Source organism: Amphritea sp. GJ51-11, from assembly GCF_055808735.1.
Map to the genome: position 1 here is coordinate 1,652,277 of NZ_CM147881.1, position 23,481 is coordinate 1,675,757.

22 protein-coding genes are annotated in these 23,481 nt (G+C 48.0%); 18 read left to right on the forward strand and 4 right to left on the reverse strand.

Annotation, left to right across the window (positions count from 1 at the left end; all coding sequences use genetic code 11):
* Positions 1 to 2: 2 nt before the first annotated feature.
* From AC0L4K_RS07185 to AC0L4K_RS07220, 8 genes are all read left to right on the forward strand, one after another.
* Positions 3 to 695 (forward strand): sarcosine oxidase subunit gamma, encoded by a 693-nt coding sequence (locus AC0L4K_RS07185; protein ID WP_473268769.1) that lies wholly within the window; start codon positions 3 to 5, stop codon positions 693 to 695.
* A gap of 197 nt (positions 696 to 892) precedes the next feature.
* Complete coding sequence (locus tag AC0L4K_RS07190) at positions 893 to 1,684, forward strand: 2-keto-4-pentenoate hydratase (protein ID WP_473268770.1); 792 nt, start codon at positions 893 to 895, stop codon at positions 1,682 to 1,684.
* Between the two features lie 102 nt (positions 1,685 to 1,786).
* On the forward strand, positions 1,787 to 2,032 hold the full coding sequence (locus AC0L4K_RS07195; RefSeq protein ID WP_417225477.1) for a GlsB/YeaQ/YmgE family stress response membrane protein: 246 nt from the start codon (positions 1,787 to 1,789) through the stop codon (positions 2,030 to 2,032).
* A gap of 32 nt (positions 2,033 to 2,064) precedes the next feature.
* Complete coding sequence (locus AC0L4K_RS07200; protein WP_473268771.1) at positions 2,065 to 3,009, forward strand: 2-hydroxyacid dehydrogenase; 945 nt, start codon at positions 2,065 to 2,067, stop codon at positions 3,007 to 3,009.
* Positions 3,010 to 3,178: 169 nt separating this feature from the next.
* Positions 3,179 to 3,895, forward strand: a complete 717-nt coding sequence (locus AC0L4K_RS07205; RefSeq protein WP_417225481.1) for a DUF1456 family protein — start codon at positions 3,179 to 3,181, stop codon at positions 3,893 to 3,895.
* Between the two features lie 6 nt (positions 3,896 to 3,901).
* The gene (locus tag AC0L4K_RS07210; RefSeq protein WP_473268772.1) at positions 3,902 to 4,534 is read left to right on the forward strand and encodes a 3'-5' exonuclease; all 633 of its coding nucleotides are present in this window, start codon (positions 3,902 to 3,904) and stop codon (positions 4,532 to 4,534) included.
* A gap of 55 nt (positions 4,535 to 4,589) precedes the next feature.
* Positions 4,590 to 5,006 (forward strand): hypothetical protein, encoded by a 417-nt coding sequence (locus AC0L4K_RS07215; protein ID WP_473268773.1) that lies wholly within the window; start codon positions 4,590 to 4,592, stop codon positions 5,004 to 5,006.
* Between the two features lie 532 nt (positions 5,007 to 5,538).
* Positions 5,539 to 5,781: a hypothetical protein gene (locus tag AC0L4K_RS07220; RefSeq protein ID WP_417225486.1), complete on the forward strand. Its 243-nt coding sequence runs from the start codon at positions 5,539 to 5,541 to the stop codon at positions 5,779 to 5,781.
* Positions 5,782 to 5,872: 91 nt separating this feature from the next.
* Here the strand turns inward: AC0L4K_RS07220 and AC0L4K_RS07225 are convergent, their stop codons facing one another.
* Positions 5,873 to 6,706 (reverse strand): AraC family transcriptional regulator, encoded by an 834-nt coding sequence (locus tag AC0L4K_RS07225; RefSeq protein ID WP_473268775.1) that lies wholly within the window; start codon positions 6,704 to 6,706, stop codon positions 5,873 to 5,875.
* A 111-nt stretch (positions 6,707 to 6,817) separates the two neighbouring features.
* Between AC0L4K_RS07225 and AC0L4K_RS07230 the strand changes: the two genes are divergently transcribed.
* The 9 genes from AC0L4K_RS07230 (at position 6,818) to AC0L4K_RS07270 (ending at position 16,670) form a co-directional block, all read left to right on the forward strand.
* Positions 6,818 to 8,005: an MFS transporter gene (locus AC0L4K_RS07230; RefSeq protein WP_417225490.1), complete on the forward strand. Its 1,188-nt coding sequence runs from the start codon at positions 6,818 to 6,820 to the stop codon at positions 8,003 to 8,005.
* A gap of 533 nt (positions 8,006 to 8,538) precedes the next feature.
* Positions 8,539 to 9,285 (forward strand): FadR/GntR family transcriptional regulator, encoded by a 747-nt coding sequence (locus AC0L4K_RS07235; RefSeq protein ID WP_473268776.1) that lies wholly within the window; start codon positions 8,539 to 8,541, stop codon positions 9,283 to 9,285.
* A 115-nt stretch (positions 9,286 to 9,400) separates the two neighbouring features.
* Positions 9,401 to 10,591 carry an ABC transporter substrate-binding protein gene (locus tag AC0L4K_RS07240; RefSeq protein WP_473268777.1) on the forward strand — a complete coding sequence of 397 codons (1,191 nt, stop codon included), beginning with the start codon at positions 9,401 to 9,403 and terminating at the stop codon, positions 10,589 to 10,591.
* 63 nt (positions 10,592 to 10,654) lie between these two features.
* Positions 10,655 to 11,512, forward strand: a complete 858-nt coding sequence (locus AC0L4K_RS07245) for a branched-chain amino acid ABC transporter permease (RefSeq protein ID WP_215951921.1) — start codon at positions 10,655 to 10,657, stop codon at positions 11,510 to 11,512.
* Positions 11,469 to 12,521 carry a branched-chain amino acid ABC transporter permease gene (locus AC0L4K_RS07250; protein WP_473268778.1) on the forward strand — a complete coding sequence of 351 codons (1,053 nt, stop codon included), beginning with the start codon at positions 11,469 to 11,471 and terminating at the stop codon, positions 12,519 to 12,521. The genes AC0L4K_RS07245 and AC0L4K_RS07250 overlap by 44 nt, the downstream gene beginning before the upstream one ends.
* Positions 12,521 to 13,276 (forward strand): ABC transporter ATP-binding protein, encoded by a 756-nt coding sequence (locus AC0L4K_RS07255; protein WP_252734934.1) that lies wholly within the window; start codon positions 12,521 to 12,523, stop codon positions 13,274 to 13,276. Before AC0L4K_RS07250 ends, AC0L4K_RS07255 begins: the two co-directional genes overlap by 1 nt.
* Positions 13,273 to 13,965, forward strand: coding sequence for an ABC transporter ATP-binding protein (locus tag AC0L4K_RS07260; RefSeq protein ID WP_473268779.1), 693 nt, complete (start codon positions 13,273 to 13,275; stop codon positions 13,963 to 13,965). The genes AC0L4K_RS07255 and AC0L4K_RS07260 overlap by 4 nt, the downstream gene beginning before the upstream one ends.
* Positions 13,966 to 13,987: 22 nt before the next feature.
* Positions 13,988 to 15,259: a Zn-dependent hydrolase gene (locus AC0L4K_RS07265; RefSeq protein WP_417225499.1), complete on the forward strand. Its 1,272-nt coding sequence runs from the start codon at positions 13,988 to 13,990 to the stop codon at positions 15,257 to 15,259.
* The gene (locus AC0L4K_RS07270) at positions 15,225 to 16,670 is read left to right on the forward strand and encodes an amidase (RefSeq protein WP_473268780.1); all 1,446 of its coding nucleotides are present in this window, start codon (positions 15,225 to 15,227) and stop codon (positions 16,668 to 16,670) included. The genes AC0L4K_RS07265 and AC0L4K_RS07270 overlap by 35 nt, the downstream gene beginning before the upstream one ends.
* Positions 16,671 to 16,791: 121 nt before the next feature.
* Here AC0L4K_RS07270 and AC0L4K_RS07275 read toward each other — a convergent pair whose 3' ends face one another.
* The 3 genes from AC0L4K_RS07275 to AC0L4K_RS07285 all read right to left on the reverse strand — a co-directional run bounded on the left by AC0L4K_RS07275 (position 16,792) and on the right by AC0L4K_RS07285 (position 22,644).
* A complete protein-coding gene (locus tag AC0L4K_RS07275; RefSeq protein ID WP_473268781.1) occupies positions 16,792 to 18,123 on the reverse strand; it encodes a Na+/H+ antiporter NhaC family protein in 1,332 nt (443 codons plus the stop codon).
* Between the two features lie 374 nt (positions 18,124 to 18,497).
* On the reverse strand, positions 18,498 to 20,327 hold the full coding sequence (locus AC0L4K_RS07280; protein WP_473268782.1) for a cache domain-containing protein: 1,830 nt from the start codon (positions 20,325 to 20,327) through the stop codon (positions 18,498 to 18,500).
* Positions 20,328 to 20,745: 418 nt separating this feature from the next.
* The gene (locus tag AC0L4K_RS07285; protein WP_417225507.1) at positions 20,746 to 22,644 is read right to left on the reverse strand and encodes a PhoX family protein; all 1,899 of its coding nucleotides are present in this window, start codon (positions 22,642 to 22,644) and stop codon (positions 20,746 to 20,748) included.
* A 258-nt stretch (positions 22,645 to 22,902) separates the two neighbouring features.
* Between AC0L4K_RS07285 and AC0L4K_RS07290 the strand changes: the two genes are divergently transcribed.
* Entirely contained in the window at positions 22,903 to 23,472 is a 570-nt protein-coding gene (locus AC0L4K_RS07290; RefSeq protein WP_473268784.1) for an NnrU family protein, read from the forward strand.
* Positions 23,473 to 23,481: the final 9 nt, after the last annotated feature.

Sequence of the window (23,481 nt, forward strand, 5' to 3'; positions counted from 1 at the left end):
CCATGAGCCTAATAATCCCTGAACAGTTTGATAGCCGTAGTTTTATCTATCGCAAACACCAGCAGGCTGAGTATATCGAAGTTGCCGGTGCCGCACAGGTGCTGAGTTATGAAGGGCAGAGTACTCAAGGAGAGGGTACTCAAGGGCAGAACGATCCTGACATAGGGCTGACCGATCTTTCAGTCTTGCCGCGATTTGGCTTGCGAGGCCCCGCGGCTGGTGATGCGCTGGTTGCGGCGGGGCTGCTGCAGCCTGAAAAACCCAATACACTGACCCTGTCGGATGAGGGACTGATGGTGCTGCGTTTGGGTTATAACGAGTACTGGCTGCTTGCAGTGCCCGATGCAACGGTTGATCTGTCGGCGTTAGAACAGCAGTTGACCGGCCCCGGTATTTATCCGGTGTACTGCCATGACAGCTATGCTTGGTTGGTGATGTCCGGTGATCATCTGGCCGATGTGATGGCGAAAGTCTGCGCGGTCGATCTGCGGGAGAAAAATTTTGCCTTAGGTGATTTAGTGATGACATCACTGGCGCGTGTCAGTGGGGTTATCTGTCACCATCAGATGGCGGGCAAACCGGTGTTTTCTATTTTCAGTGATAGTGCTTCAGCGGGCTATCTTTGGGATGCACTATTGGATGCGATGGGTGAGTTTAATGGCACTCCAGTCGGGCAAAATAGTCTGATTAAATAACCAGTTCCATCACCTCAAAAACCGGCTGGCATCTCCTCCGATGCCGCTGGTTTTTCTTTATCTATCACCTAGTTTGAGCATGGTTCGGCTCGGGTCGTCTTTTTTCTGTTTGAAATAGTTCCTCTTGTCCAACTTTAAGGTACAGTGGGCGTTTTGATCAGCGTATCAAAACCCTTAACTGACTCTTAGGACACGCTATGCAGCAGGCAGATATTCATGCGGCCGCTCAGACATTACTCTCTCGGCGGTTGAATAACCGCATGACCGGACCTCTCAAGGCTGAATGTCGTCCTAACTCGGTGTCTGATGGCTTGGCGATTCAACACCGCTTGCTTGAACTGATGACGCAGCAGGGGAATCCCGTCGGCGGTTGGAAATGTGCTTTGCCGATTGCGGTCGATGGTTTAACCGATGTGCCGGTGGTCGCGCCAATTTTTAGTGACAGCATCTATACCACTTCACCCTGTCCCATCATCGCGGACGAAGGGTGGTGTAAAATTGAACCCGAGATTGCTTTTTGTTTCGCTCAAGATCTGCCTCACCGGCCAACACCCTATACCGAGCAGGAGATTGTGGCGGCGCTGTCCGGCGCGCATCTAGCGCTGGAGTTTATTCTCAGCCGCTACCTGCAACCGGATTCGGTGAGCTTTATTGAGCATCTGGCCGACTGCTTATTTAATCAGGGCTTGTTTATAGGGCCTGAAATCTCGTTGGAACAGGCTTTTCAGGCCTCAACGATCGAACTAACGCTGACAACCGCATCGACGCCAGAGGTAAAGCATTTTGCGGGTAAACACCCCTGCGCTGAACCTCTGTTGCCGTTGTTTTGGTTGGTTAACTTTTTGCGTCAACAGGGTATCGATATTAAAGCGGGTCAGCAGGTGATTACTAGTTCATATGCGGGTGTGATCGAGATCGCGCCGGGTGACTATTTCACCTTAAGCTATGAAGACCTGGGTGAAATATCATTAGCCTTTACACAGGATTGAAGTGTGACGTTTAAGCCCCGGGTGACGATTGGCCGAAGCTGTATACAGCGGTTTACAACGTGTATCTAATTTAGACATATAAAAACGATAAGAGGTAAGACGATGGGCATTATATCTTGGATTATTTTAGGGCTGATTGCGGGTATGCTGGCGAAATGGATTATGCCGGGTAAAGATGGCGGTGGTTTTATTATCACTACATTGCTGGGTATTGCGGGTGCCTTTGTTGGCGGTTTCCTCGGCAGCTTGATCGGCTTCGGTAGTTTAGACGGTTTGAGCTTAGGTAGCATCGTGACCGCTACAGTGGGGGCGTTTATTCTGCTGTTTGCCTATAGAAAACTGAAGTAAGCAGACTATCTCAGCTATCTAAGGAGCGCAGCATGCGACCACTTATCCCGTTTGTACATCAACTCGATAACGCTGAGGCGGATCAGTGGTGTGCAACCCTCCGCGAACTGTTGCCCAGCTGTGATATCCGGCTGTTTTCTCAGTTGAGTGATGAAGCAAAAGCGCAGGTGAGCGTGGCGGTAGTGGCGAACCCAGACCCAGATGAGGTGGCTCAACTGAGTAATCTGATTTGGTTGCATTCCGTGTGGGCTGGGGTCGAAGGGATGATGGCCAATTTAGCGCACTTGCCATTTGATATTGTGCGTTTAACCGATCCTCACCTAGCCCAGGCGATGTCCGAAGCGGTGCTGGCATGGAGCCTCTATCTGCATCGTGATATGCCCCGTTATCGGCAGCAACAGTCACTTAACGTCTGGCGACCTCAGCCTTATATTGATGCTTGCGATCGCCATATTGTGATTCTTGGGCTGGGAGTACTGGGGCAAAAGAGTGCTTTGCGACTCGTGGATAACGGCTTTCGGGTGTCAGGTTGGAGTCGGACGCTAAAGCGCATTGATTCGCTGGCCTGCTATACGGGTGAACAATCTCTATGTGAGTTGGTGGCGCAGGCGGACATTATTGTTAATTTACTCCCTCTGACTCCGGCGACCAAAGGGTTGATGGGGCGTGATTTTTTTAATCGGGTAAAAATTGGTGCCGCACTGATTAACTTTGGGCGAGGTCCTACGGTGATTGATGACGACTTACTGCAGGCCTTAGACGAGGGGCAGGTCAGTCATGCGGTGTTAGATGTTTTTGCTCAAGAACCGTTACCTACACAATCACCGCTATGGGGCCACCCCGCAGTTACTCTATTACCGCATATTTCAGCGCCAACCAGTGTGGCAACTGCCAGTCGGATCGTTGCTGCTAATATCAGTACTTATCTGACGCAGGGGACGATACCGCCGAGCGTTGATAAAACCCAAGGATATTAACGGCATAAACCGTTTCGCCATGAACGTTTATGGTGAGGCTTGGGTTAATGCGAGGTAGGTCTATTTGTTGAACGATCGATGTTCAAGCTAATCCCTAAACAATGGGGGATGAAAGCCGCCTATCTGTGTTAAAGTGCCATCCTTATTCTTTACTGTCCGGACTTTTTTTGTGACCAATAACGATATTCTGCGCCGTCTGCGCTATACCTTTGATTTCAGTGATACCAAAATGATAGGTGTCTTTCGTCATGCCAATCTGGCGGTTACCCGGGTGCAACTCGGTGGTTGGCTGAAAAAAGAGGAAGACCCTGAGTATGTGCGCATTACCGATCAGGAGATGGCGACCTTTCTCAATGGTTTGATTATCGAAAAACGCGGCCGCAAAGAGGGTGATCAGCCCGAGCCTGAACGGCACCTCAATAACAATATCATCTTCCGTAAGTTGAAGATCGCTCTGAATCTTACGGCCGATGATATTCTGCAGTTGTTGAAGTTAGCGGGTGTGAGTCTCAGTAAACATGAACTGAGTGCGTTGTTTCGTAAACAAGGCCATCAGAACTACCGTGAATGTAAAGATCAGGTGTTGCGTAACTTTTTAACGGGTTTGCAACACCAGTGGCGCGATAAGGCACCGGCAATCGATAGTGATAAACCCCAGCGTGTGACTGCCACGGCGACTGCAACGGCAGATAAGCCGGTACGTAAACCGTCTGAGAAACGTGCCAGCAAAGAGGTTAAGTTTGTTGTTGATAAGCCCGCGACCGCTAAACCTGTAATAGATAAGCCTGAGACAGATAAGCCGGCGCCGACAAAACCAACTCCTAAAACCGCAGACAGTGATTCCGTGTGGGCCAAAGCGCTGGCGAAAAGCAGTAAAAAAAGCTGATAAACAATGAAAGAGAAGCTGCTGCCACCGACACGGGAAGAGATTGCTCTGTTTCCTCTGTTTCAGGGACTGACACTGGAGCATATCTGCTTACCTGTCGGCCCAGAGGCTCTTGAGGCCGCGTTGCAGGATCTGTTAAGCAGTCCGTTTGTCGGCTTCGATACCGAATCAAAACCCGTGTTTCGTAAAGATCAGCCCTCTAAGGGGCCTCATGTAGTGCAGTTATGTACCGCCAGCACCGGCTATATTTTTCAACTACATGATCAAGTAGCCTATCCGGTTATTTGTCAGGTATTGCAGGCTAAGCAGGTGGTCAAAGTGGGCTTTGGCTTACAATCGGATCGTAGTCATATCCGCCGTAAGTTTGGTGTTGAGATTACCGCTATACTGGATCTCGATGCGGTTTATCGTAAGCTCGGATATCGGCGTCAGTTAGGTGTCAAAGCGGCGATAGCGGTGCAGTTTGGGCAAAAATTTAATAAATCGAAACGGGTTTCCACTTCTAACTGGGCGCTACCAACGCTCAGCGATGCTCAGTTACTCTATGCCGCTAATGATGCTTATGCTGCGTTAAAAATCTTACAGGGGCTGCAGCAAGCGGGTCATGGAAAGATTATTAAAGAGCAGATATTGATGTAACGTTTTTTGAAGCTGACGTTAGAGTTAGCTTCACAGTTGACAGGATATTAATCAGATGATTTTAAAACGTTTTTCAGAACTGCCGCCGCTGGAAACCGAGCCGGGTACGGATTGTTCTTTTATTAGCCATAACCCCCAAGGTGAACCACTACTGACCGTTGTCTATGCCACTAAACGGGATTTTTTGTCGGTGCCTAAAACCTATACGGCCGTACAGTTTAAAGGTAGTGATGCGGTTCCTTTGGAGTTTCATTCGGTTTCCCGTAAAGATTATCTAGAACAGATGGAGATGGCGACGAGCTGGTTTAAATCTGGTGTCTATGAAATCGAGCAAACCAAAGACTATTCCATTGTGATGTTGCTGACCAATGACCGGGCGCTGGAAATTATTTTTACCGGTTTTGAATTGTTAGAAGATGGTTATCATTCTGTCGATTCCCAAGCGGCGTTAATTGCTCGTATTAGTGGTTAACCGCTGTTGATCTTGAACCTTTTTTAACCCGATAGGGTGCTGGAACCGAGCGTTAAAATTCATTTTGTTTTAATACTCGGTGGTTTTTGCTGCATTTGTGGACTCTTCGTTAGTGGTAATTTATGCAGAGTTAACTTACTGTCAAAAACTGTGACACGTAAAAAAATTTGTAACTCACCGTTTTTTTTGTCAATATACACCTAAATGGATACACGTTAGCCGCTGATGTATACGTTCAGCGTAACGGATCAATAGATTGGCACATTTTCAGAGGATGAAAATGAAGTGGCTATCTTGGCACCTCTTTTAGCTCCTTTCTGAATTAAATCATTGCTCTAAAAGTGTATTCCTTATCTGTGAATCATTAGATTGATGGGTAAGTTATAACCTAGTTTGTCGTGATTAGATGTTTTAATCAGATAACTGATAGGTATCAGGAAGACGGAAGGAATCAGAAATAGAGTAGGGATTGATTAGTGTTTTATTAGATCAGGCCTATTGATAATACTGCTAATTCTTATAAGGAAATAAGATGAAATCATTAGTCATTATTTTAGCGAGTCTTTGGGTTTCATGCCGCTACACCGATCTATATTCAGGTGATGTGTTGTATAACTTGGCCGCACCGGTAGGTTTAATTGTCGGGGTTATTTCGTTAACGCTTTGGCTGGTTATGCATGTTGATCTCGTGCTTCATAGTCACCACTCTGATGGCTATCAAAGCGATAACGCTGACTTTAGCCACGATTCTCTAAGCAGTCACCGTGGTGATTAAGCGTACTTAACCTGCTGCTCTTTTCAATATCACCATGCCAGATATGACTCACTGGTTCGATAACGGGTGAGTCATGACGCTGCTATCACCGTTACTCTTGTTCAAAATAACGCCCCGGCGTTTTTCCTAACGCTTTTCTAAACATGGTGATAAAAGCGCTCTGGCTGTTGTAACCGAGATCTTGGGCAATATTAGCGATGGCATCTCCCTGTGCAATACGGGTGAGCGCGGCTAATAATCTCGCCTGCTGTCGCCACTGACCAAAGGTCATCCCCGTTTCTTGCCGAAAATGGCGTGCTAAAGAACGGGCGCTGGTACCGAGTTCGGCTCCCCAATCATCCATTGAACGAGCATCCGCAGGGTTATCCCTCAACTGATGGGCTATCTCTATCAGTGGCTTGCTCTTCGGATGTGGCAGATGCAAGGGGGCTTCCGGTGTTGCTTTGAGTTGATCGAGAAACACCTCGACTAAGCGTCCTTCAGCTCCCGTTTCATCATACAGGGTATCGAAATTTACCATCGCTAATATCAGTTCTCGCAACAGTGGGGTGACATGGATTACCTGACAGTGATTCGGTAGATGTTTAGACGCGTCCGGAGCGATATAGACGTTGCGCATCTGCACTGGATGAATGGTGCGGGTATCATGCTCGATATAGGCGGGAATCCAGACCGCTCGTTGAGGCGGTACGACCCAGTAGCCAATGTTTTTGGCTGACACCTGAATCAGACCATCGGCGATAAATAAAAGCTGTCCCCAGCCATGACTGTGAAAAGGGGTATAAAAACCTGCCGTATGGTCTACTTGGCGAATAACCAGTTGGCGCGGTACCTGTTCGAGCCGGTTAAAGGGTTGTCCATCAGGGTTAAGCCAGTGGTTCTGGGTTTCAGGGTGTTCTGTCTGTTTTTCGATATAAGTTGGCATGGTTTATTATATACGACAGGTGAGATGTTTTTTAAAGTAGAACATTAAACTTAACTGAGTAACAGAGTCGGGTATTGGCATTTGGTTGTGCCCTGATTCGCTGGAGTCACTGTGTTGAATTTTATCCGTCGTCCGGAAATGTTTCTGTTTTTACTCGCCGCGGCAATGCCGTTATCGATGGGCGTGTGGATGGCATTACTGAATAACTTTGCCATCGAACAAGCCGCCTTTACCGGGGTCGAGATCGGTATTTTGCAATCATTACGGGAGATCCCTGGGTTTCTCTCATTTGGTGCCGTGCTGTTGTTAGTGCTGCTGCGGGAACAAACCCTAGCACTGGTATCGATGTTATTACTGGGCTTGGGCACTGCGATGACCGGCTTTTTTCCAACGGAGTTAGGGCTTTACTGTACGACGGTACTGATGTCCTTGGGGTTTCACTATTACGAAACCATGAATCAATCCTTATCACTGCAACTGTTTAGTAAAGAGGAAGCGCCTCACCGTTTAGGGCAGATGGTGGCGATTGGTTCCTTTGCCAGCTTGGTGGCCTTTGGTTTGGTGTGGTTAGCACTGGACGTGTCTCGTTTATCGATGCAAACCGTTTATCTGTTGGGCGGGGGTGTAACCGTTGCCATTACGTTATTTTGCTGGCTATTCTTCCCGCATATGCCGGGTAAAGTCGAACAGCATAAAAAACTCCTGCTGCGTAAACGTTACTGGTTGTACTACGCATTGGTGTTTATGGGCGGTGCGCGGCGACAAATATTCATGGTGTTTGCTAGCTTTTTGATGGTTGAAAAGTTTGGCTTTTCTGCTGGCGAAATATCTATTATGTTTCTCGTCAATGGCGCTTTGAATATGGTTTTTGCCCCCAAAATTGGCAAACTCATTGGTTATTGGGGAGAGCGAAAAACCCTGTCGGTCGAATATATCGGCTTGATTGTTGTCTTCACCGCCTATGCCTTAGTGTCCGATCCTTGGATCGCCGTCGGCTTATATATCGCAGATCACCTGCTGTTTTCGATGGCTATCGCACAGAAAACTTACCTGCAAAAAATAGCAGACCCTAAAGATTTAGCGTCCACCGCCGGAGTCTCATTTACCATTAATCATATCGCGGCGGTTATCCTACCGGCGGCCTACGGATTGCTATGGATTATCTCCCCTGCGGCTGTGTTCTTGACTGGTGCAGCGATGGGCGCCGTTTCGTTGGTGTTGGCGCGTATGGTGCCGATCAACCCCGCTCCAGGCGTTGAGGTCAGCTGGAAAAAAACTAACCAAGGTACGCCGCTTTAAAACGGTTTCATTAGCTGATTTATTACGCGTTCAGGCTTGATCCTGAACTCATTTTGGGCCTGTTCGTTTGAGAGAAGAGGGTTTATACACCCTTTCCCCCGCTTTTTTAATCGTCGTATGGCGGCGAGAGGTTTGTTTTTTTTCGCCGATACGGTCCGTCTGTATGAATTTATACTGCTTTTGCACTTTTTTTGCGTTCGTTTTGTTCTCTAATTAATATTTTCTTTTTTGTGTTTTGTTAGGTTTATCTTCTGTTATAAGTGGTCTTTATAAGATTAATCATCTTAATAAAGGTCGCTGAATATTTTGTTTGCGTAACTGAAATCATAACTATGGTTAATTTCATTGGCATTTAACTCACTGTAAGTAGTACTGTAGTTTTAAGTGGCAGTATGGATTTGTGCTTCATTACTATTCAAATCAGTCTGTACTCGTCGGTATCAGAAGCAGCTTTAGGGCTGATTTTTTTGAGCCAAAATAATTAATCATGATTATTTACATTAATTGTTAAAGTGGCTCTTTTCGGAGATGAAATGGCTGAAGTTCAGCGAAAGTACCGTAAACAAAAATTATCTGATCTCATTGTCGATGAAGTGAAGTCGATGATAGTGGCAAAAAAACTTCTACCGGGTGATCGCCTACCTAACGAGCGAGATTTAATTGAGCAGTTTGGTTGTTCTAAGGGAACGGTCAGGGAAGCGTTAAAGGCGTTAGAAGTTGAAGGGCTTGTTTATACTCGCCCGGGCCCCGGCGGCGGAGCCTATCTTTCTGAAGTGGGTACGGACCCAGCCAGTAAGATGTTACGAAATTATCTCTATTTTAATCACCTATCAGCCGAGCAAGTGTATGAGATGCGTAAGCTGATAGAGGTTGAACTTGCTGTTTCGGTGGTTGGCAAGTTAACACCCACTGATTTTGAACGGCTTGAAGAGTATACCAAAGCCTGCTCAACAGCGCCGGAATCAGATGACCAGCAGCGGCTTCAGCGGATTGCTGAACTTGAATTTCATAATGTACTCGCCGATGCCAGTCCGAACCCTTTGTTTAGTTTTATGGGTCGCTTTTTGAATGAAACTCTTCGAGATTTGGTGGTACTCAAAAAATCCTATCAAATCGATGCTTATCAATTTACCCATTCAAATGTTGTTTATCACCAGCGCTTACTTGAAGCCTACCGGGCTGAAGATGTATCCGCTGTGCGTCATTTAATGGGTGAGCATATGTGTGAGGCGGAAGAGCAGTTTGTTGCGCTGGATGGCCAGATATCTAAAAAAATGTAAAACCGGGTATTTAAGTACCTACCAAAAAGAGCTTGTTAAACAGGCCGAAAATAACTGAGAAGCTTCAAGATAAGGCAATAAATAAAATAGTAAAGAAACCTTAGAGGAAAGCACTATGAAAAAAATGATATTGAGAAATGTCTTACTCTCCGCTGTTTTGTCGGCGACGGCTACGCTCACGTTTGCTGCTGAGGGGGTTACTATTTATGGCGTTAAATCTGTATCAGGTGCGTTTGCTAGTTATGGTAAATATGCCGATATGGGTTCAAAACTGGCCGTTGAGGATTATGGCACTCTATTGGGGCAGCCGGTGAGCTATAAGACGCTCGATACTGAAGGAAATGCGGGTAAAGCTGTTCGTAAGGTTCAGGAAGCGATCAGCCAGGATAACGCTCGTTTTTTTGATGGTGCAACACTGTCTTCTACCGCGCTGGCGATAGGTAAAGAAGTGAATAAGGTCAATGGTGTTTTCATGACCCCCGCAGGTGCTGATGAGTTAACGGGTGTCGATTGCAATATGTCCACTTTTCGTTGGTCTGTGCCAACATATGGTGCTATCCGTCAAACTGTTAAGCCCTTGATCGATCAGTTTCCAGAGAAAAAACGTTGGTACACCATCACGCCTCAGTATGTCTTTGGTGAAGCGCTGCTAGAAAATGCGAAGCAGGTGTTTGAAGCCGAAGGTGTCGAGCATGTGGGTAACAGCTACCACTCGTTGAAAGAGCAAGAGTTCTCTGGTTACCTAACAAATGCGATGGCCGCTCAACCTGATGTTTTACTGCTCTTGAACTTTGGTTCTCAGTCATCCAATGCACTGCGTCAAGCGATCAACTTTGGCCTTAAAAACCAGATGACCATTCTGATGGCTTGGTCTTCAGGTCTTGATCAATTGCAAGAGCTCGGTCCCGACATTGCAGACGGTGTGTATTTTGGTGCTCAGTATTGGCATACCGTTGATACCCCAATGAACAATGCGCTGGTTAAACGGGTGAATGAAGCTTACGGCATGAACCCAAACTACCCATTAGCGGCTGACTATATTGGTACTACCGCAATCTTGAACGCCATCGCTAAGGCGGGTACGACTGACAGTGCTGTTGTCACTAAGGCATTGGAAGGTGTGACCTATGATGGTCCTACCGGTAGTGAATTTGTGCGTGCAGCCGATCACCAGGTACTTAAAGATTACTACCTGCTGAAAGGCAAGCCAGCGTCAGAAATGGCTGATGCAGATGATTATGTCGATATTATCAGCTCTGGAAAATCGTTTCCTGATGAAGCAACTCTAGCGTGCAAACGTAGTTAATTTGACCTCCGTATTCCGGTTATGCCGGGATACGGAATATATGACTTTTGCTGGAGTGAACCGATGAGTCTCTATCTTTTTCAGATACTGAATGGTGTCGGCTTAGGGATGATCTATTTTCTGATTTCGGTCGGACTGACGATTATCTTTGGTCTTTTGAATTTTGTTAACTTTGCCCATGGTGCCTTTTATCTTATAGGCTCCTATCTTTGTTTTACCATTGTTTCTTTGACGGGTAATTTTTGGCTGGCGCTCGCGATAGCGCCTCTTATTGTTGCTGCTTTGGCTTTTTTGACTGAAAGGACGTTGATTAAACGTGCCTATCACTTGCCGCATACTTATCACATCTTGATAACCCTCGGTATCGCTCTGATTATTCAGGAGTTGACCATCTCTATCTGGGGGCCTATCGGTAAATCTGTTTCCGTACCGGATGCCTTGCAGGGCGTATTCCAGATGGGACATTTCTATTATCCGAAGTATCGCTTATTTGTGATTATATTTGCTGCGGTTATCGCTTTTGCGCTTTGGTTGCTGCTAGAACGAACACGTTTTGGCGCGCTGGTGCGAGCCGGTAGTGAGGATACAGAAACCGTTTCGCTGTTAGGAACGCACATACATAAACTGTTCTCGATCACTTTTGCGCTAGGAGTGGGGCTTGCGGGTCTTGCTGGCGTGTTGGCAGCGCCTATTCGCGGTGTACATCCCTTTGTTGGCGTTGAAGTCCTCGGTATTGCCTTTGTGGTTGTTGTGATTGGCGGGATGGGATCATTCACCGGAGCGCTAGTAGGTGGGTTGATTGTCGGATTGGTGCAGAGCCTCATGACGACGATCTGGCCTCAAGGCTCAAGTCTGATGATTTATGGTGCGATGGCTTTTGTCATTCTGTTACGTCCTTACGGTTTATTCGGGAGAGGCTGATTATGATGAAGCAAAAAAATCATCATCACTGTTTGGCGGGGTGACATTGGCTGCGTTAGTCACGATTATCGTGATGCCACTGTTATTGCCTTCAGCAACTTTAGCGACTGAAATTCTTATTTTTGCGATGGCCGCGTTAGCTTGTAACCTGCTATTGGGTTATACCGGATTACTCTCTTTTGGTCAGGGGATTTTCTTTGGTGGTGGTGCTTATGTGGCGTCGATATGCATGATTCATTGGCAATTTGGACTACTCGAAGCACTGCTTATTGCAATGTTAACGGGCGCCTTACTCGCCGGATTGGTAGGCGCGCTGTCGATACGTCGAAAGGGGATCTATTTTGTCATGTTGACGTTGTCCTTTTCACAGATGGCGTACTTTATTGCTTATAGCCTGAGCGATTGGACTGGCGGTGATAATGGTTTGCTAGACATTCCTCGTCCGGCATTAATGTTGTTTGGCTTTGAGGTGAGTGACCTGGTCTCCAGTGAGGCGTTCTACGCTTTTGTTGGTGTGCTTTTCATGCTGATCTTTGTGTTTGCTCGTCGGGTGATTCATTCCCCTTTTGGCACCACACTGGTGGCGATTAGAGAGAACGAAAACCGCGCTTCAGCCGTTGGCTTTTCGACCAATCATTTTAAGTTGTTGGCCTTTGTTATTTCGGGCGGTATCACCGGTATTGCCGGCGCGCTTTACGCGATGTTACTCAACTTTGCGCCGCTTTCTAATATTGAGCTTCAGATGTCAGAAAGCATTTTGATCATGACGATCATTGGCGGTACCGGTTCTTTATTCGGCTCTATCCTCGGGGCGGGATCGATCGTGTTATTGGGCGATATATTGTCGTCCGTCTGGCCTCGCTGGATGATTTTATTAGGTATTGCTCTGATCGGCGTCGTGCTGTTTATGCCATCGGGTCTTTGGGGTGGTGTGGGTTCTGTTGCCGATCGCTGGCGTGAATACCGTCGTCGCAAAGCATCTGCGGCGAAGTCCTCGGAGGTTAACTGATGAACGATTATATACTCGAAACAGAAAACCTCGGTTTACGCTATGGCGCATTTGCGGCGCTAGGCAGCGTCGATTTGAAGATCAAACGAGGCTCTATACACACGGTGATTGGGCCCAATGGTGCCGGTAAAACAACTTTGTTTCACTGCCTGACGGGTGAACGTAAACCCTCCAGTGGAAGCATCCAGTTTGCGGGACATGATGTCACCCATCAGGCACCCCATAAGCGGGTAGCTGTGGGGATGTCCCGCTCATTTCAGATCACTAGTCTGTTTCAGAACCTGAGTGTGCGTGAAAATCTTCGCTTAGCTGCTCAAGGACGAGATGGGTTGGCGGCATTAGCGTTCTGGTATTCGGAGAACCATCGGCGGCAACATAGCGATAAAGCCGATGAAGTGATTGAACGGATCAAGTTGGGCGCGGTGGCTGATACCTATGCCGGAGAGCTGTCGCACGGTCAGCAACGGGTCCTTGAGGTCGGTATGGCACTGTGTAGTAGCCCGCAAATGTTACTGTTGGATGAGCCTACTTCTGGTATGGGCGTGGATGATATTCCGGTGATGACACAGCTGATATCTGAGCTGGGGCAAGATCATACGGTGATGTTGATTGAGCATAATATGAAACTGGTGATGTCAATTTCAGATCGAATTACCGTGATGCATCAGGGCAATATTCTGATTGAAGGTGAACCCGAAGTGGTCAGTGGGGATGAGCGTGTTAAGAAGGCCTATCTGGGGGAAAGTGGATCATGAAACTTGAGCTTAATAATGTTCATTCTTACTACGGTAAAAGCCATGTGTTGGAAGGGCTTTCTCTTGAGGTGGGTTCCGGTGAACTGGTGACATTGCTAGGGCGTAATGGCGCGGGTAAAACGACTACATTACGCAGCATCATGGGTATTGTGAAACCGAAACAGGGCTCCATCCGTTTTAATGACGTTGAGTTGGTGGGGAAAGAGACCTTTGAGATCGCCCGTTATGGCATTGCTTTAGTACCGGAACACCGCGGTATCTTCAGTCTGCTGAGTGTCGAAGAAAACTTAGCCATTGCTGTTCGAGCGGGAAGTCGCTGGGACATCGGTGATGTGTATGAAATGTTCCCGCGGCTTTATGAACGGCGTAAAAATGGTGGTAATGAACTGTCCGGCGGTGAGCAGCAGATGCTTGCGATGGCGAGGGCTTTGGTGAATAAGCCGGAGCTATTATTACTGGATGAGCCCACCGAAGGTTTAGCCCCAGTCATTGTTGATGAAATCGTCCGCATTCTTGAACGCATCCGAGTAGCGGGCGTGTCGGTGCTGCTGGTGGAGCAAAACCTAGCGGTATGTGAGCGCCTAGCAGACCGGCACTATGTGTTAGAGCAGGGCAATATTGTTTATAGCGGCACGGGCGAGGATTTCCGTCAGCAAGAATCGATTAAAGATCGCTATTTGGCAGTTTAGCCGACAGCTAAAAGGATAATGAATGATGAATAAAATGAGTAACGAGATGTTGGCTTCTAATGTATTAAGAGTCGATCAAGATCGGCTCTGGGCGAGTCTAATGGAGCAGGGCAAAATCGGGGAGACCGCTAAAGGCGGCTTGAACCGGTTGGCATTGACGGACCTTGACCGCCAGGTGCGAGAGCTTTTTATTCAATGGTGTACTGACGCGGGTTGTGACGTCAGCATTGATCAAATAGGTAATATTTTTGCGCGTAGAGCGGGACGCGATAATAGCTTGCCGCCCGTGATGACCGGAAGTCATATTGATACACAGCCAACCGGTGGTAAGTTTGATGGGTGTTTTGGGGTGATGTCCGGCCTTGAAGCGATTCGGCGTCTGAATGATCTGAATATTGAAACGATGGCACCGATCGAAGTGGTCGTTTGGACTAATGAAGAGGGCTCACGTTTTCCACCTTGTATGATGGGGTCTGGCGTTTTTACCGGTCAGTTTACGCTGGAAGATACGTTAGCGACCTGTGATAGCGATGGTGTTTCTGTCGACGAGGCACTCCAAAGCATCGGTTTTGCCGGAGAGCGGTCGGTTACCGGCCATCAGGCTGCGGCGTATTACGAAGCTCATATCGAACAGGGGCCAGTGCTAGAGGATGAAGATAAAACCGTTGGGGTTGTCATAGGTGCACTGGGACAAAAATGGTTTGATTTACGTATTACCGGGGTTGAAGCGCATGCGGGCCCTACGCCTATGAAATTGCGTCATGATGCCGGTTTGGCTGCGGCCCATGTGATGGTTTTTGTTAATCAATTGGCGTTGAAATATGAACCACACGGGCGCGGAACCGTTGGCTGCTTAGAGCTGTTTCCTGGATCAAGAAATGTTATTCCGGGGCAGGTTGACCTAACCGTTGATCTACGCCATCTCGAAGCTGATATTCTGGAAACGATGGTGCTGGAACTGAAGGCAGAAATTTTGCGGATAGAGCAGCAGTTTGGCGTGACAACAGTGCTCACACCGACCGCTGATTTTCCGCCGCTGGCGTTTGCGCCTGAGTGCGTTGATGCGGTTCGTCATGCGACTGAAGCGCTGGGTTATAGCCACCTAGATATTGTTAGCGGTGCAGGACACGATGCTATTTTTATGGCAGAAATTGCACCTGCTGGGATGATCTTTGTGCCTTGCGAAGGTGGCATCAGTCACAATGAGATGGAGCGTGCCGACGCTAAAGATTTAGCGGCGGGAGCCTCGGTATTATTAAATGCCTTATTGGCAAGTGCTGGGCGGGCCAATTGAGATGGATATAAACAAAGCGACGGATATTGCGGACCTTGATGCAACCACGCTTAGTCGGTTATATCGCAGTAAAGAGCTTTCACCTGTGGCGGCGACTGAGGCAGCACTGGCACGGATAGAGGCCTGTAATGAGCAGGTAAATGCTTATTGTTATGTGGATGCTGAAAGAGCGCTAAATGCTGCCAAAGCGTCAGAACAGCGGTGGATGGCGGGTAACCCGCAAAGCCCAATTGATGGCGTACCCTCATCAATTAAAGATTTGACCCGGGTAGCGGGCATGCCAAATCGTAGCGGATCATTGATCAGTTCAGCGGAACCGGTGACTGATAATGCGCCATTTACTGATCGGATGCTTGAAGCGGGTGCGGTTATTCTGGGTAAGACCTGTACCCCTGAATTTGGCTGGAAAGGCGTTACCGATAATCGTTTAACCGGTATCACCCGTAACCCTTGGAATACTGGGTTGACCGCAGGTGGTTCATCTGGCGGTGCTGCCGCTGCCGCCGCTCTGAATATGGGGGTATTGCACCAAGGAAGTGACGCGGGTGGCTCTATTCGTATCCCCGGCGGTTTTTGTGGTGTGTTTGGGATCAAGCCAACCTTTGGTTTTATCCCGCAATGGCCTGCTAGTGCAATGACCACGCTGTCTCATCTTGGTCCGATGACTCGTACGGTTGACGATAGTTTGTTGATGATGGATGCCGTTGCCCGCCCTGATGATCGTGATTGGTATTCTGATCGTATCTATAGTGGCCGCTGGAGTGAGTCGCCAAGTATTGATTTTAGCAAGCTTACAATCGCTTACAGCCCAACGCTCGGATACGTGGATGTTGATCCAGAAGTACAGCTGAAAGTTGATCAGGCCATCAAGTTGTTGGTTGATTTGGGCGCAAATGTTGAAGAGGTTGATCCCGGGTTTACGGATCCGGCGGAGATCTTTTCAACGCTCTGGTTTACCGGTGCCGGAAAAGTCGTTGAAAGTTTTAGTGAAGAGCAGCGGGAACTGCTTGATCCAGGCTTTCGCAATATAGGTGAGCAGGGTCGTAACATTGACATTGTTAGCTATATGAAAGCCGTCGATGCTCGAGCCGAGCTAGGAATGATGATGAACCAGTTTCATCGGCGCTATGATCTCTTGTTGACGCCAACGTTACCAATTACGGCTTTTGCTGCGGGACAAAATACAGTGGATGATAGCCAGACAGAGTGGATGGAATGGACGCCATTTTCTTATCCATTTAACTTGACCCAGCAGCCGGCTTCTACGGTTCCCTGCGGCTTTGTTAAAGGGTTACCGGTTGGTTTACAGCTGGTCGCCGCTCGAGGTGATGATGCACGTTTGCTCGCCGTCGCTAAGCAGTTTATGGAGGCGTGTAAAACTGACCGTCTGAGTGCGCCGATCGTGGCGTGATCTAAACGTAAAAAGGGGATCACATTATTAATGTGATCCCCTTTTTTTGTGCTTAAACCTAGCCGTTAAGCGATGGCGAGGCCATCGAGTCTTTTAGACCTGCTTTCATAGGGGCTGAGCGTTAGTATTCCGCTAGCTGTGCACGCGGCTTAGCGGCGTAGCTGCCAAAGATAATGGTTCCCAGTGCAATCACACCCAATAGCCAGGTGTATTGGATATTCGCAATGACAATCAGAGGTGATATCCCTGCAATCGAACCGGCCAATAGTACCTGGGCTCCATAGGGTAATAATCCTTGCACCGTACAGGAGAATATATCCATCAAGCAAGCACTGCGACGCGGGTCGACATGTTGACGCTCGGCGATGTCTCTTGCTAAACCGCCACAGATAATAATGGATACCGTGTTATTGGCGGTACAGACGTTTGTTAGTGCAACGGCGGCACTAATAGCGGCTTCGCCAGCCCGTGGACTGGCGGCTGCATTATCGCCTTTAGAGGTGAGCCGTTCTATTTGGCGGGCTAGAAATTCTAAACCTCCTTGGGCTTTCATTAACGCCCCTAAACCACCGATCAACATCGACAGAATCATGATCTCCTGCATGCCGGTATAGCCGGCATAGATATCCTTAGAAAACTGTGCAATCGAGTAGCTGTCCAGTCCGCTTAAGCCGATGGTGCCCGCCAGCAGAATGCCGCTAAACAAGACCAAGAAGACATTGAAGCCGGTAAGTGCCATGGTGAGTACAACCAGATAGGGTAATACTTTCAGCAACTGATAGTCGGTGTCCTGAGCGATATTGGCATCAGTGCCCTGTAAGTAGAGCCATACGAGGGTGATGAGTGCTGCGGGCAGGGCAATTTTAAAATTCATGCGGAATTTATCGCGCATGTTGCAGCCTTGTGAGCGGGTGGCGGCAATGGTGGTGTCTGAGATAATCGACAGGTTGTCACCAAACATCGCACCGCCAACAACGGCACCAATGCACAGCGGTACTGATAGATCGCTGACTTCTGTTAGACCGACGGCAATAGGCGCCATAGCGGCAATGGTGCCCATTGAGGTACCCATCGCGGTGGCAATAAAGGCGGTGATGATAAATAGACCGGGCAGCACAAATTGTGCTGGGATAAAACTCAGGCCAAAGTTGACCGTTGCATCGACACCACCTACCGCTTTAGCGACACTGGCAAAGGCGCCAGCGAGCAAGTAGATCAGGCACATGGTAATGATATTGCTGTCACCCACACCTTTAATAAAGGTATCGAGCCGTTGGTTCAGTTCGCCGCTTCCTAACAGTAATGCCAGCACAATAGCGGGCAGGATCGCTACGGGAGCTGAGATCTGATAGAAGGCATAATCTACATTAGCGGCTTGATAGTAAACGCCACTGCCAATAAACAGGGCGAGAAAGAGTAACAGAGGTAGTAGCGCGAGCGGGTTGGCTCTCATTTCAGGCTCCAGGGTAAAGAAACATATTTGCTACAACCGCAACAGAGCCATAGGGGAAGCGGTAGTCATCTACCGGTACACTAAGGTCACTGGATGTGGTTGTTGATTATATTCTGCAGATAAACAGAATTAGCAATAAAAAAACCTGCCACTCTTTTGGAATGCAGGTTGATAAATTGATAGTGAGCATTACGCTAGGTAACCTCACTAATTTAAGCCGGGATTATACCTATTCGCAGGCGCAGTTCTAATATTGATTTACTATATGGTCTTGATTTTGGTTATAAGAAGCATGCTATTGATAACCAATTGAAATAAATGAAGGTGGTCGAGGCTATCTGCAAACAGGCTAAGACCGGCGTGCTGCCCAGTGATTATGAGATGATTTCTAGCTCATCCGCATATTTGAAGCTATTGATTTTGCTGCGTTTAGCTTCATACATCGCTAAATCTGCTTCATGCAGGAGCGCTTCCAATGGTTGGCCTTTAAAGTGAATAGCGATACCAATACTGATGCCGACAGTGATTACTTGATCATTAAAGATGATGGGTTGGCCCATCGAGTCGATCACCCGTTGTGCGATGATTGATAGTTGTCGCCGGGTGCCGTGTGATGGCAGTATGGCGGCAAATTCATCTCCACCGAGGCGTGCAATGGTATCGGTTTCGCGGAGTATTTCACGCATCCGGCCAGCCACCTGCTGCAGAACATAATCACCCGCTTGATGACCATACTGGTCGTTGATGGGCTTGAAGTGGTCGAGGTCCATATAGATAAGTGCTAGAGGCGCTTTGGAGCGTCGGGCCTGTGCTAGTTGTAACTCTAATACTTCAAGAAACAGGTTACGGTTATACAGACCGGTTAGCTGATCGTAGTGGGCAAGGTGCTGAATCTCTTGTTGAGCAGTGAGGTGTTTTCGCTGTATACGGAAATATAGCAGGGTGCCAATACCGGTAATGGTGGAGGTAAGAATAAAGAACATCACCAACGGTGGGAGTAGGTTACGGTAGGAGGCGTAAAAGTCTTCGGAGCTGGCCAGTGAGATCAGCTTCCATTTAGGCCAATGGCTTACCTCCATTGGTTTACTATTAATGACTTTTGTTAGATCCGTGGAGATGGTGTCAAAGATAAAGTAGCCATAGTTCGAGGGGAAAAACCCCCGTTGATTGGCTTTAATACGCGACCAAACCCCAGGATAGTATTTATCAATGGTTCGGTCTTCATAGCGTGGAAACATAAAGGCCCAGGCTGCTTCACGTTCACGACCAAACAACCAGTAACCATTTTCGTTAAGCAGCATCAGCTCGCCGGCAATACTACTCGCTTCCCGTTTTAATTTAGTGAACAGGGCCGTGCTGTTCAAGTTAATGATGACAATGCCTTGCTTGTTACCTTGTTGATCAAATACCGGGGTAGCGATACGCACAATCGGTTTAAACGGCAGTTCAATGCGGCCATTTTCGATATTAAGATCCATTTTTGAAACGTAGACCTGACCGGCTGAAAGCTTAAATGAGTCGGCAAAATAATAGCGTTGATGCTTATCTTGCATTGCGTCTGGCGGGGTGACCACCGGGCCGAGGCTCGATTGATCTACCCGGATGACCTCAATGCCTTTAGCGTCAATATAACGGATCTGTTCATAAGCGGGCTTGATCGTGGCTAGGCTAAGATAATCTCGGGCTAACCGACTAGCGGCGTCGATCTCGCCCTTTAATAGGTATTGTAAATTATCCTGTAACGCCAGCATTCGCGTATCGGAGGCCGCTTTGGAAATATGTTCGTGGAGTCCATTTCTGATCAGCTTTAACTGTTGCTGCTCTTGCGCAATCGCCTCGGCGATATGGGTCTTATGCTCTTGCTGATAAATATTGAGCAACAACAAGAGAAACAGGCTCAGTGATGCGAGGTAAGTCAGTAGCAGAAATCCCCGTAAGGCGAGGACTTTCTCGATCAATGAACGATGGTTGAGTTGTCCGATTGTTCCACCTTTGAGTAATAGATAATGGATTAGCAAGGTGGTTAAAAGGGAAAAAGACAGGCCGCAGGCGATAAGCGTCGTTACACCTGATGAGGATAACTTTAGTAATGGCAGAACCAGTGCGAGTACGGTTGCCACTGTAAACGCGATAATGGCGGTGCGCAGCAGGAGTGATTCATTGCTGAGATCTTCCCGCGCGATAAAGCGTTTTGTTTTGAGCATGAAGCGCATGGTGAAGATGGTGATTAAGGCGGTTAGACTGGCATCGAGAAATATTTCCAGCCAAAAAAACTGAGCGGAATCTCCAGTGTTTGCATGGCCTTCATGGTCAGCATTTCTGCAGCCATTAGGATAACCATAAGAAAAAGGCGGGATAGCATGTGTATAGGTTGGCCTTATCTCTGCGTTAGCAAATGAATAGCTTAGCAAGTGACAGCCTAATGACTATTCAGGTGAATGAAGTCGTGGTGAACCTATTAAGTAGGTAGCTTCATTTTAACAGAGGTTCTGCAAGCCTGACAGTAGACCGGGTCGGTGAGAGGGACTTTAAATGTAAAAAGCCCCCCACTTTGGGAGGGCTTTAGGTAAAATTAGACTAATCACTAATAGGCTCTGTTATCAGAACCTGTTGGGCATCGGCTTAGGCGCCGATAATGCCGCCATCTTGACGCTGAATCGCCATAATGGTCGAACGAGGTTTGCTGTTACCGCCCGCAGGGAAATGGGACGGTTTATCCGCTTCTCCGGGGTGTTGAACGCCGACAAAGACCGTACGTTGATCAGGCGAGAAGGTCAGGCCGGTGATTTCGCAAGCGATTGGCCCGGTTGCAAAGCGGCGTACTTCACCGGTTTTTGGATCGGCACAGAGCATCTGATTGTTCCCCATGCCGGCAAAATCTCCCTCATTGGAGTATTTGCCATCGGTTAGGATCCAGAGACGACCGTCGTTATCAAAACCTAAGCCATCGGGGCTGTTGAACATGTTCTCATCGTTGATATTAGCGGAGCCGGCATAGAAATCTTTGTGTACCGTTGGATTACCTGCCACCAAGAATAGATCCCATTTGAAGCTTGTTGCGGCGTTGTTAGCGCCGGCTTCGTTCCAACGCACGATCTGACCATACTTGTTATTGGCACGTGGATTTGGGCCACCAATCGGCTGATTGTCTTTTTTGCCACGGTACTTATTGTTGGTCAGGGTACAGCATACGGTTTTGGTTTTATGGTTGACTGCTACCCACTCTGGGCGGTCCATGGTGGTCGCGCCGACAACAGTCGCCGCTTCACGGGCAAAGATAACCACCTCTGCTTGGCTGTTAAAGCCATTTTCAGCGGTTAGGCCGTTTTTGCCATGGGTTAATTCGATCCACTCGCCGCTACCACTGACTTCACCGGGTTGGGCGTTGAAACGGGACACGTAGAGAGTCCCTTCATCGAGTAAGTGGCGGTTAGCCGCTTTATCGGCTGGGTTATATTTGTTTTTAGTGACAAATTTGTACAGGTGTTCCCCCCGTTCATCATCACCCAGATAGATCACTACATGACCATTATCGGCGACGATAACGGCGGCATTTTCATGCTTAAAGCGACCTAGGGCAGTACGTTTGAGCGGAGTCGACGTCGGATCCATTGGGTCGATCTCAACCACCCAGCCGTGGCGGTTAGGTTCATTTGGCTCTTGGGTCATATCGAAACGGCTATCGAATTTAAACCACTGGTATTTACTGTCGTCTTTTAGGCCGTAACGTTTTTCATGGGTATTTAACTCACCGCCGGGTTTAGCAAAGAAGCCGTTAAAGTTTTCTTCACAGGTAAGGTAAGTGCCCCATGGGGTTTCGCCATTTGAACAGTTGTTAAAGGTGCCTAGTACCTTAGTGCCCGTGGTGTCGGCCTTGGTTTTGACTAACGCATGACCTGCCGCTGGGCCGGTTAAATGCATTTCAGTATTCGCAGTGATACGGCGGTTGTAAGTGGATGTTTTGCTGTATTCCCAACCTTTGGCGGTGCGCTGGATCTCAAATATAGAGATACCTACGGCGGCCTGGGCTTTTTTAACATCATCGGCGGTCATGGCATCGCCACGATGGTTAAACAGCAACTTGTAGTTAGTGTATTCATTGTTAACGGCCAGCAAGCCGCGATCTTCAGACAGCGGGAAGTAGCTCATGCCATCGGTGTTATCACCGAACTGGCCCGCCTGAGCGCTGGCAGGCTGCATGCCACCCTCGTCAAACGCGGGTGCGCCTTGAAGAATAGGGTCACCCCAAGAGATCAGTGGTTTGGCAACATAACCTTCAGGCACGATAAAGGTATCTGCAGTGCTGGTCGGTACTTTTTTAAAGCCCAGTAGCTTGCTTTCAGGCTGTGTGGTTGCCGCAACCGCTTGGCTCAGCGGGTTAGCCGCTAGAAAGAGACCCATTGCCGTTGCACCGCCCTGCATAAAGCGGCGGCGGCTCATACCGGCATCGATTATTTTACTGAAGTCGGAGTCTAGTTCGGTATGCAACGCTGAATCGGCCTGCAGAAGATCTTTTTTCATGCTCAATGTTCCTAAAAACTATCTTGATAACGAAGGTGAGTGGAGTCATTTATCGCACCAAGACTAGACTTGAAATATGAATATTAGATGACTAAAAAGTAACAAGTAGATGACATGCTGGACAGGTGATGGAGTGAATGCTGCGCTGCGGTAGTCATCGGCCATACTTTTGTGGTTAGCTACGGTATTAACGGTACGCATCGTTTATGCGTCTGTTTTAGAACTTATTTTTAAGGACTTAAGTGTAAGGAATAAACAATGCTGGTGTTAATCTTAGGTTTGATTCTATTTTTGGGGATTCATTCAATATCGATTGTCGCTGAGCCACTGCGAGATAGGGCGGTGGCTATCAGTGATATGGGTTGGAAGCTAGCTTATATAGCGATTTCTGTGTTGGGTTTGTGGTTGATTGTTAGCGGCTATGCCGCGGCCCGGTTAGACCCTCAACTGATTTATGTAAGCCCCGGCTGGATGCGCCATCTTGCGGCACTTTTGTTACTACCGGTGTTTGTCTTTGCGTTAGCGCCGTATTTTCCCGGACGCATACAGCGTGTCTTGGGTCATCCCCAGTTGGTGGCGGTCAAATTGTGGGCACTGTCACATCTATTGGTTAACGGCACCTTGGCAGATCTGATTTTGTTTGGCAGTTTCTTAGCATGGGCGGTGATTGATCGTATCTCACTGAAAAAACGTAAGGCTCGCTCATTACCCACGGTGCCGGAATCTTGGATCAATGATGTGGTTTTGGTGGTGGCAGGTTTGGCGCTTTATGGCGTTACTGTACTGTGGGCCCATAAATGGTTAATCGGTGTGGCTCCGTTCAGTTGAGCGCGCCAT

What these genes read in the sequence shown, in the direction of transcription:
- AC0L4K_RS07220 (WP_417225486.1), top strand. Translation starts at nt 5,539, where the DNA reads ATGAAATCATTAGTCATTATTTTAGCGAGTCTTTGGGTTTCATGCCGC.
- AC0L4K_RS07235 (WP_473268776.1), top strand. Translation starts at nt 8,539, where the DNA reads ATGGCTGAAGTTCAGCGAAAGTACCGTAAACAAAAATTATCTGATCTC.
- AC0L4K_RS07215 (WP_473268773.1), top strand. Translation starts at nt 4,590, where the DNA reads ATGATTTTAAAACGTTTTTCAGAACTGCCGCCGCTGGAAACCGAGCCG.
- AC0L4K_RS07200 (WP_473268771.1), top strand. Translation starts at nt 2,065, where the DNA reads ATGCGACCACTTATCCCGTTTGTACATCAACTCGATAACGCTGAGGCG.
- AC0L4K_RS07210 (WP_473268772.1), top strand. Translation starts at nt 3,902, where the DNA reads ATGAAAGAGAAGCTGCTGCCACCGACACGGGAAGAGATTGCTCTGTTT.
- AC0L4K_RS07240 (WP_473268777.1), top strand. Translation starts at nt 9,401, where the DNA reads ATGAAAAAAATGATATTGAGAAATGTCTTACTCTCCGCTGTTTTGTCG.
- AC0L4K_RS07195 (WP_417225477.1), top strand. Translation starts at nt 1,787, where the DNA reads ATGGGCATTATATCTTGGATTATTTTAGGGCTGATTGCGGGTATGCTG.
- AC0L4K_RS07225 (WP_473268775.1), bottom strand. Translation starts at nt 6,706, where the DNA reads ATGCCAACTTATATCGAAAAACAGACAGAACACCCTGAAACCCAGAAC.
- AC0L4K_RS07290 (WP_473268784.1), top strand. Translation starts at nt 22,903, where the DNA reads ATGCTGGTGTTAATCTTAGGTTTGATTCTATTTTTGGGGATTCATTCA.
- AC0L4K_RS07280 (WP_473268782.1), bottom strand. Translation starts at nt 20,327, where the DNA reads ATGCTCAAAACAAAACGCTTTATCGCGCGGGAAGATCTCAGCAATGAA.
- AC0L4K_RS07185 (WP_473268769.1), top strand. Translation starts at nt 3, where the DNA reads ATGAGCCTAATAATCCCTGAACAGTTTGATAGCCGTAGTTTTATCTAT.
- AC0L4K_RS07275 (WP_473268781.1), bottom strand. Translation starts at nt 18,123, where the DNA reads ATGAGAGCCAACCCGCTCGCGCTACTACCTCTGTTACTCTTTCTCGCC.
- AC0L4K_RS07255 (WP_252734934.1), top strand. Translation starts at nt 12,521, where the DNA reads ATGAACGATTATATACTCGAAACAGAAAACCTCGGTTTACGCTATGGC.
- AC0L4K_RS07285 (WP_417225507.1), bottom strand. Translation starts at nt 22,644, where the DNA reads ATGAAAAAAGATCTTCTGCAGGCCGATTCAGCGTTGCATACCGAACTA.
- AC0L4K_RS07260 (WP_473268779.1), top strand. Translation starts at nt 13,273, where the DNA reads ATGAAACTTGAGCTTAATAATGTTCATTCTTACTACGGTAAAAGCCAT.
- AC0L4K_RS07245 (WP_215951921.1), top strand. Translation starts at nt 10,655, where the DNA reads ATGAGTCTCTATCTTTTTCAGATACTGAATGGTGTCGGCTTAGGGATG.
- AC0L4K_RS07270 (WP_473268780.1), top strand. Translation starts at nt 15,225, where the DNA reads ATGCCTTATTGGCAAGTGCTGGGCGGGCCAATTGAGATGGATATAAAC.
- AC0L4K_RS07190 (WP_473268770.1), top strand. Translation starts at nt 893, where the DNA reads ATGCAGCAGGCAGATATTCATGCGGCCGCTCAGACATTACTCTCTCGG.
- AC0L4K_RS07265 (WP_417225499.1), top strand. Translation starts at nt 13,988, where the DNA reads ATGATGAATAAAATGAGTAACGAGATGTTGGCTTCTAATGTATTAAGA.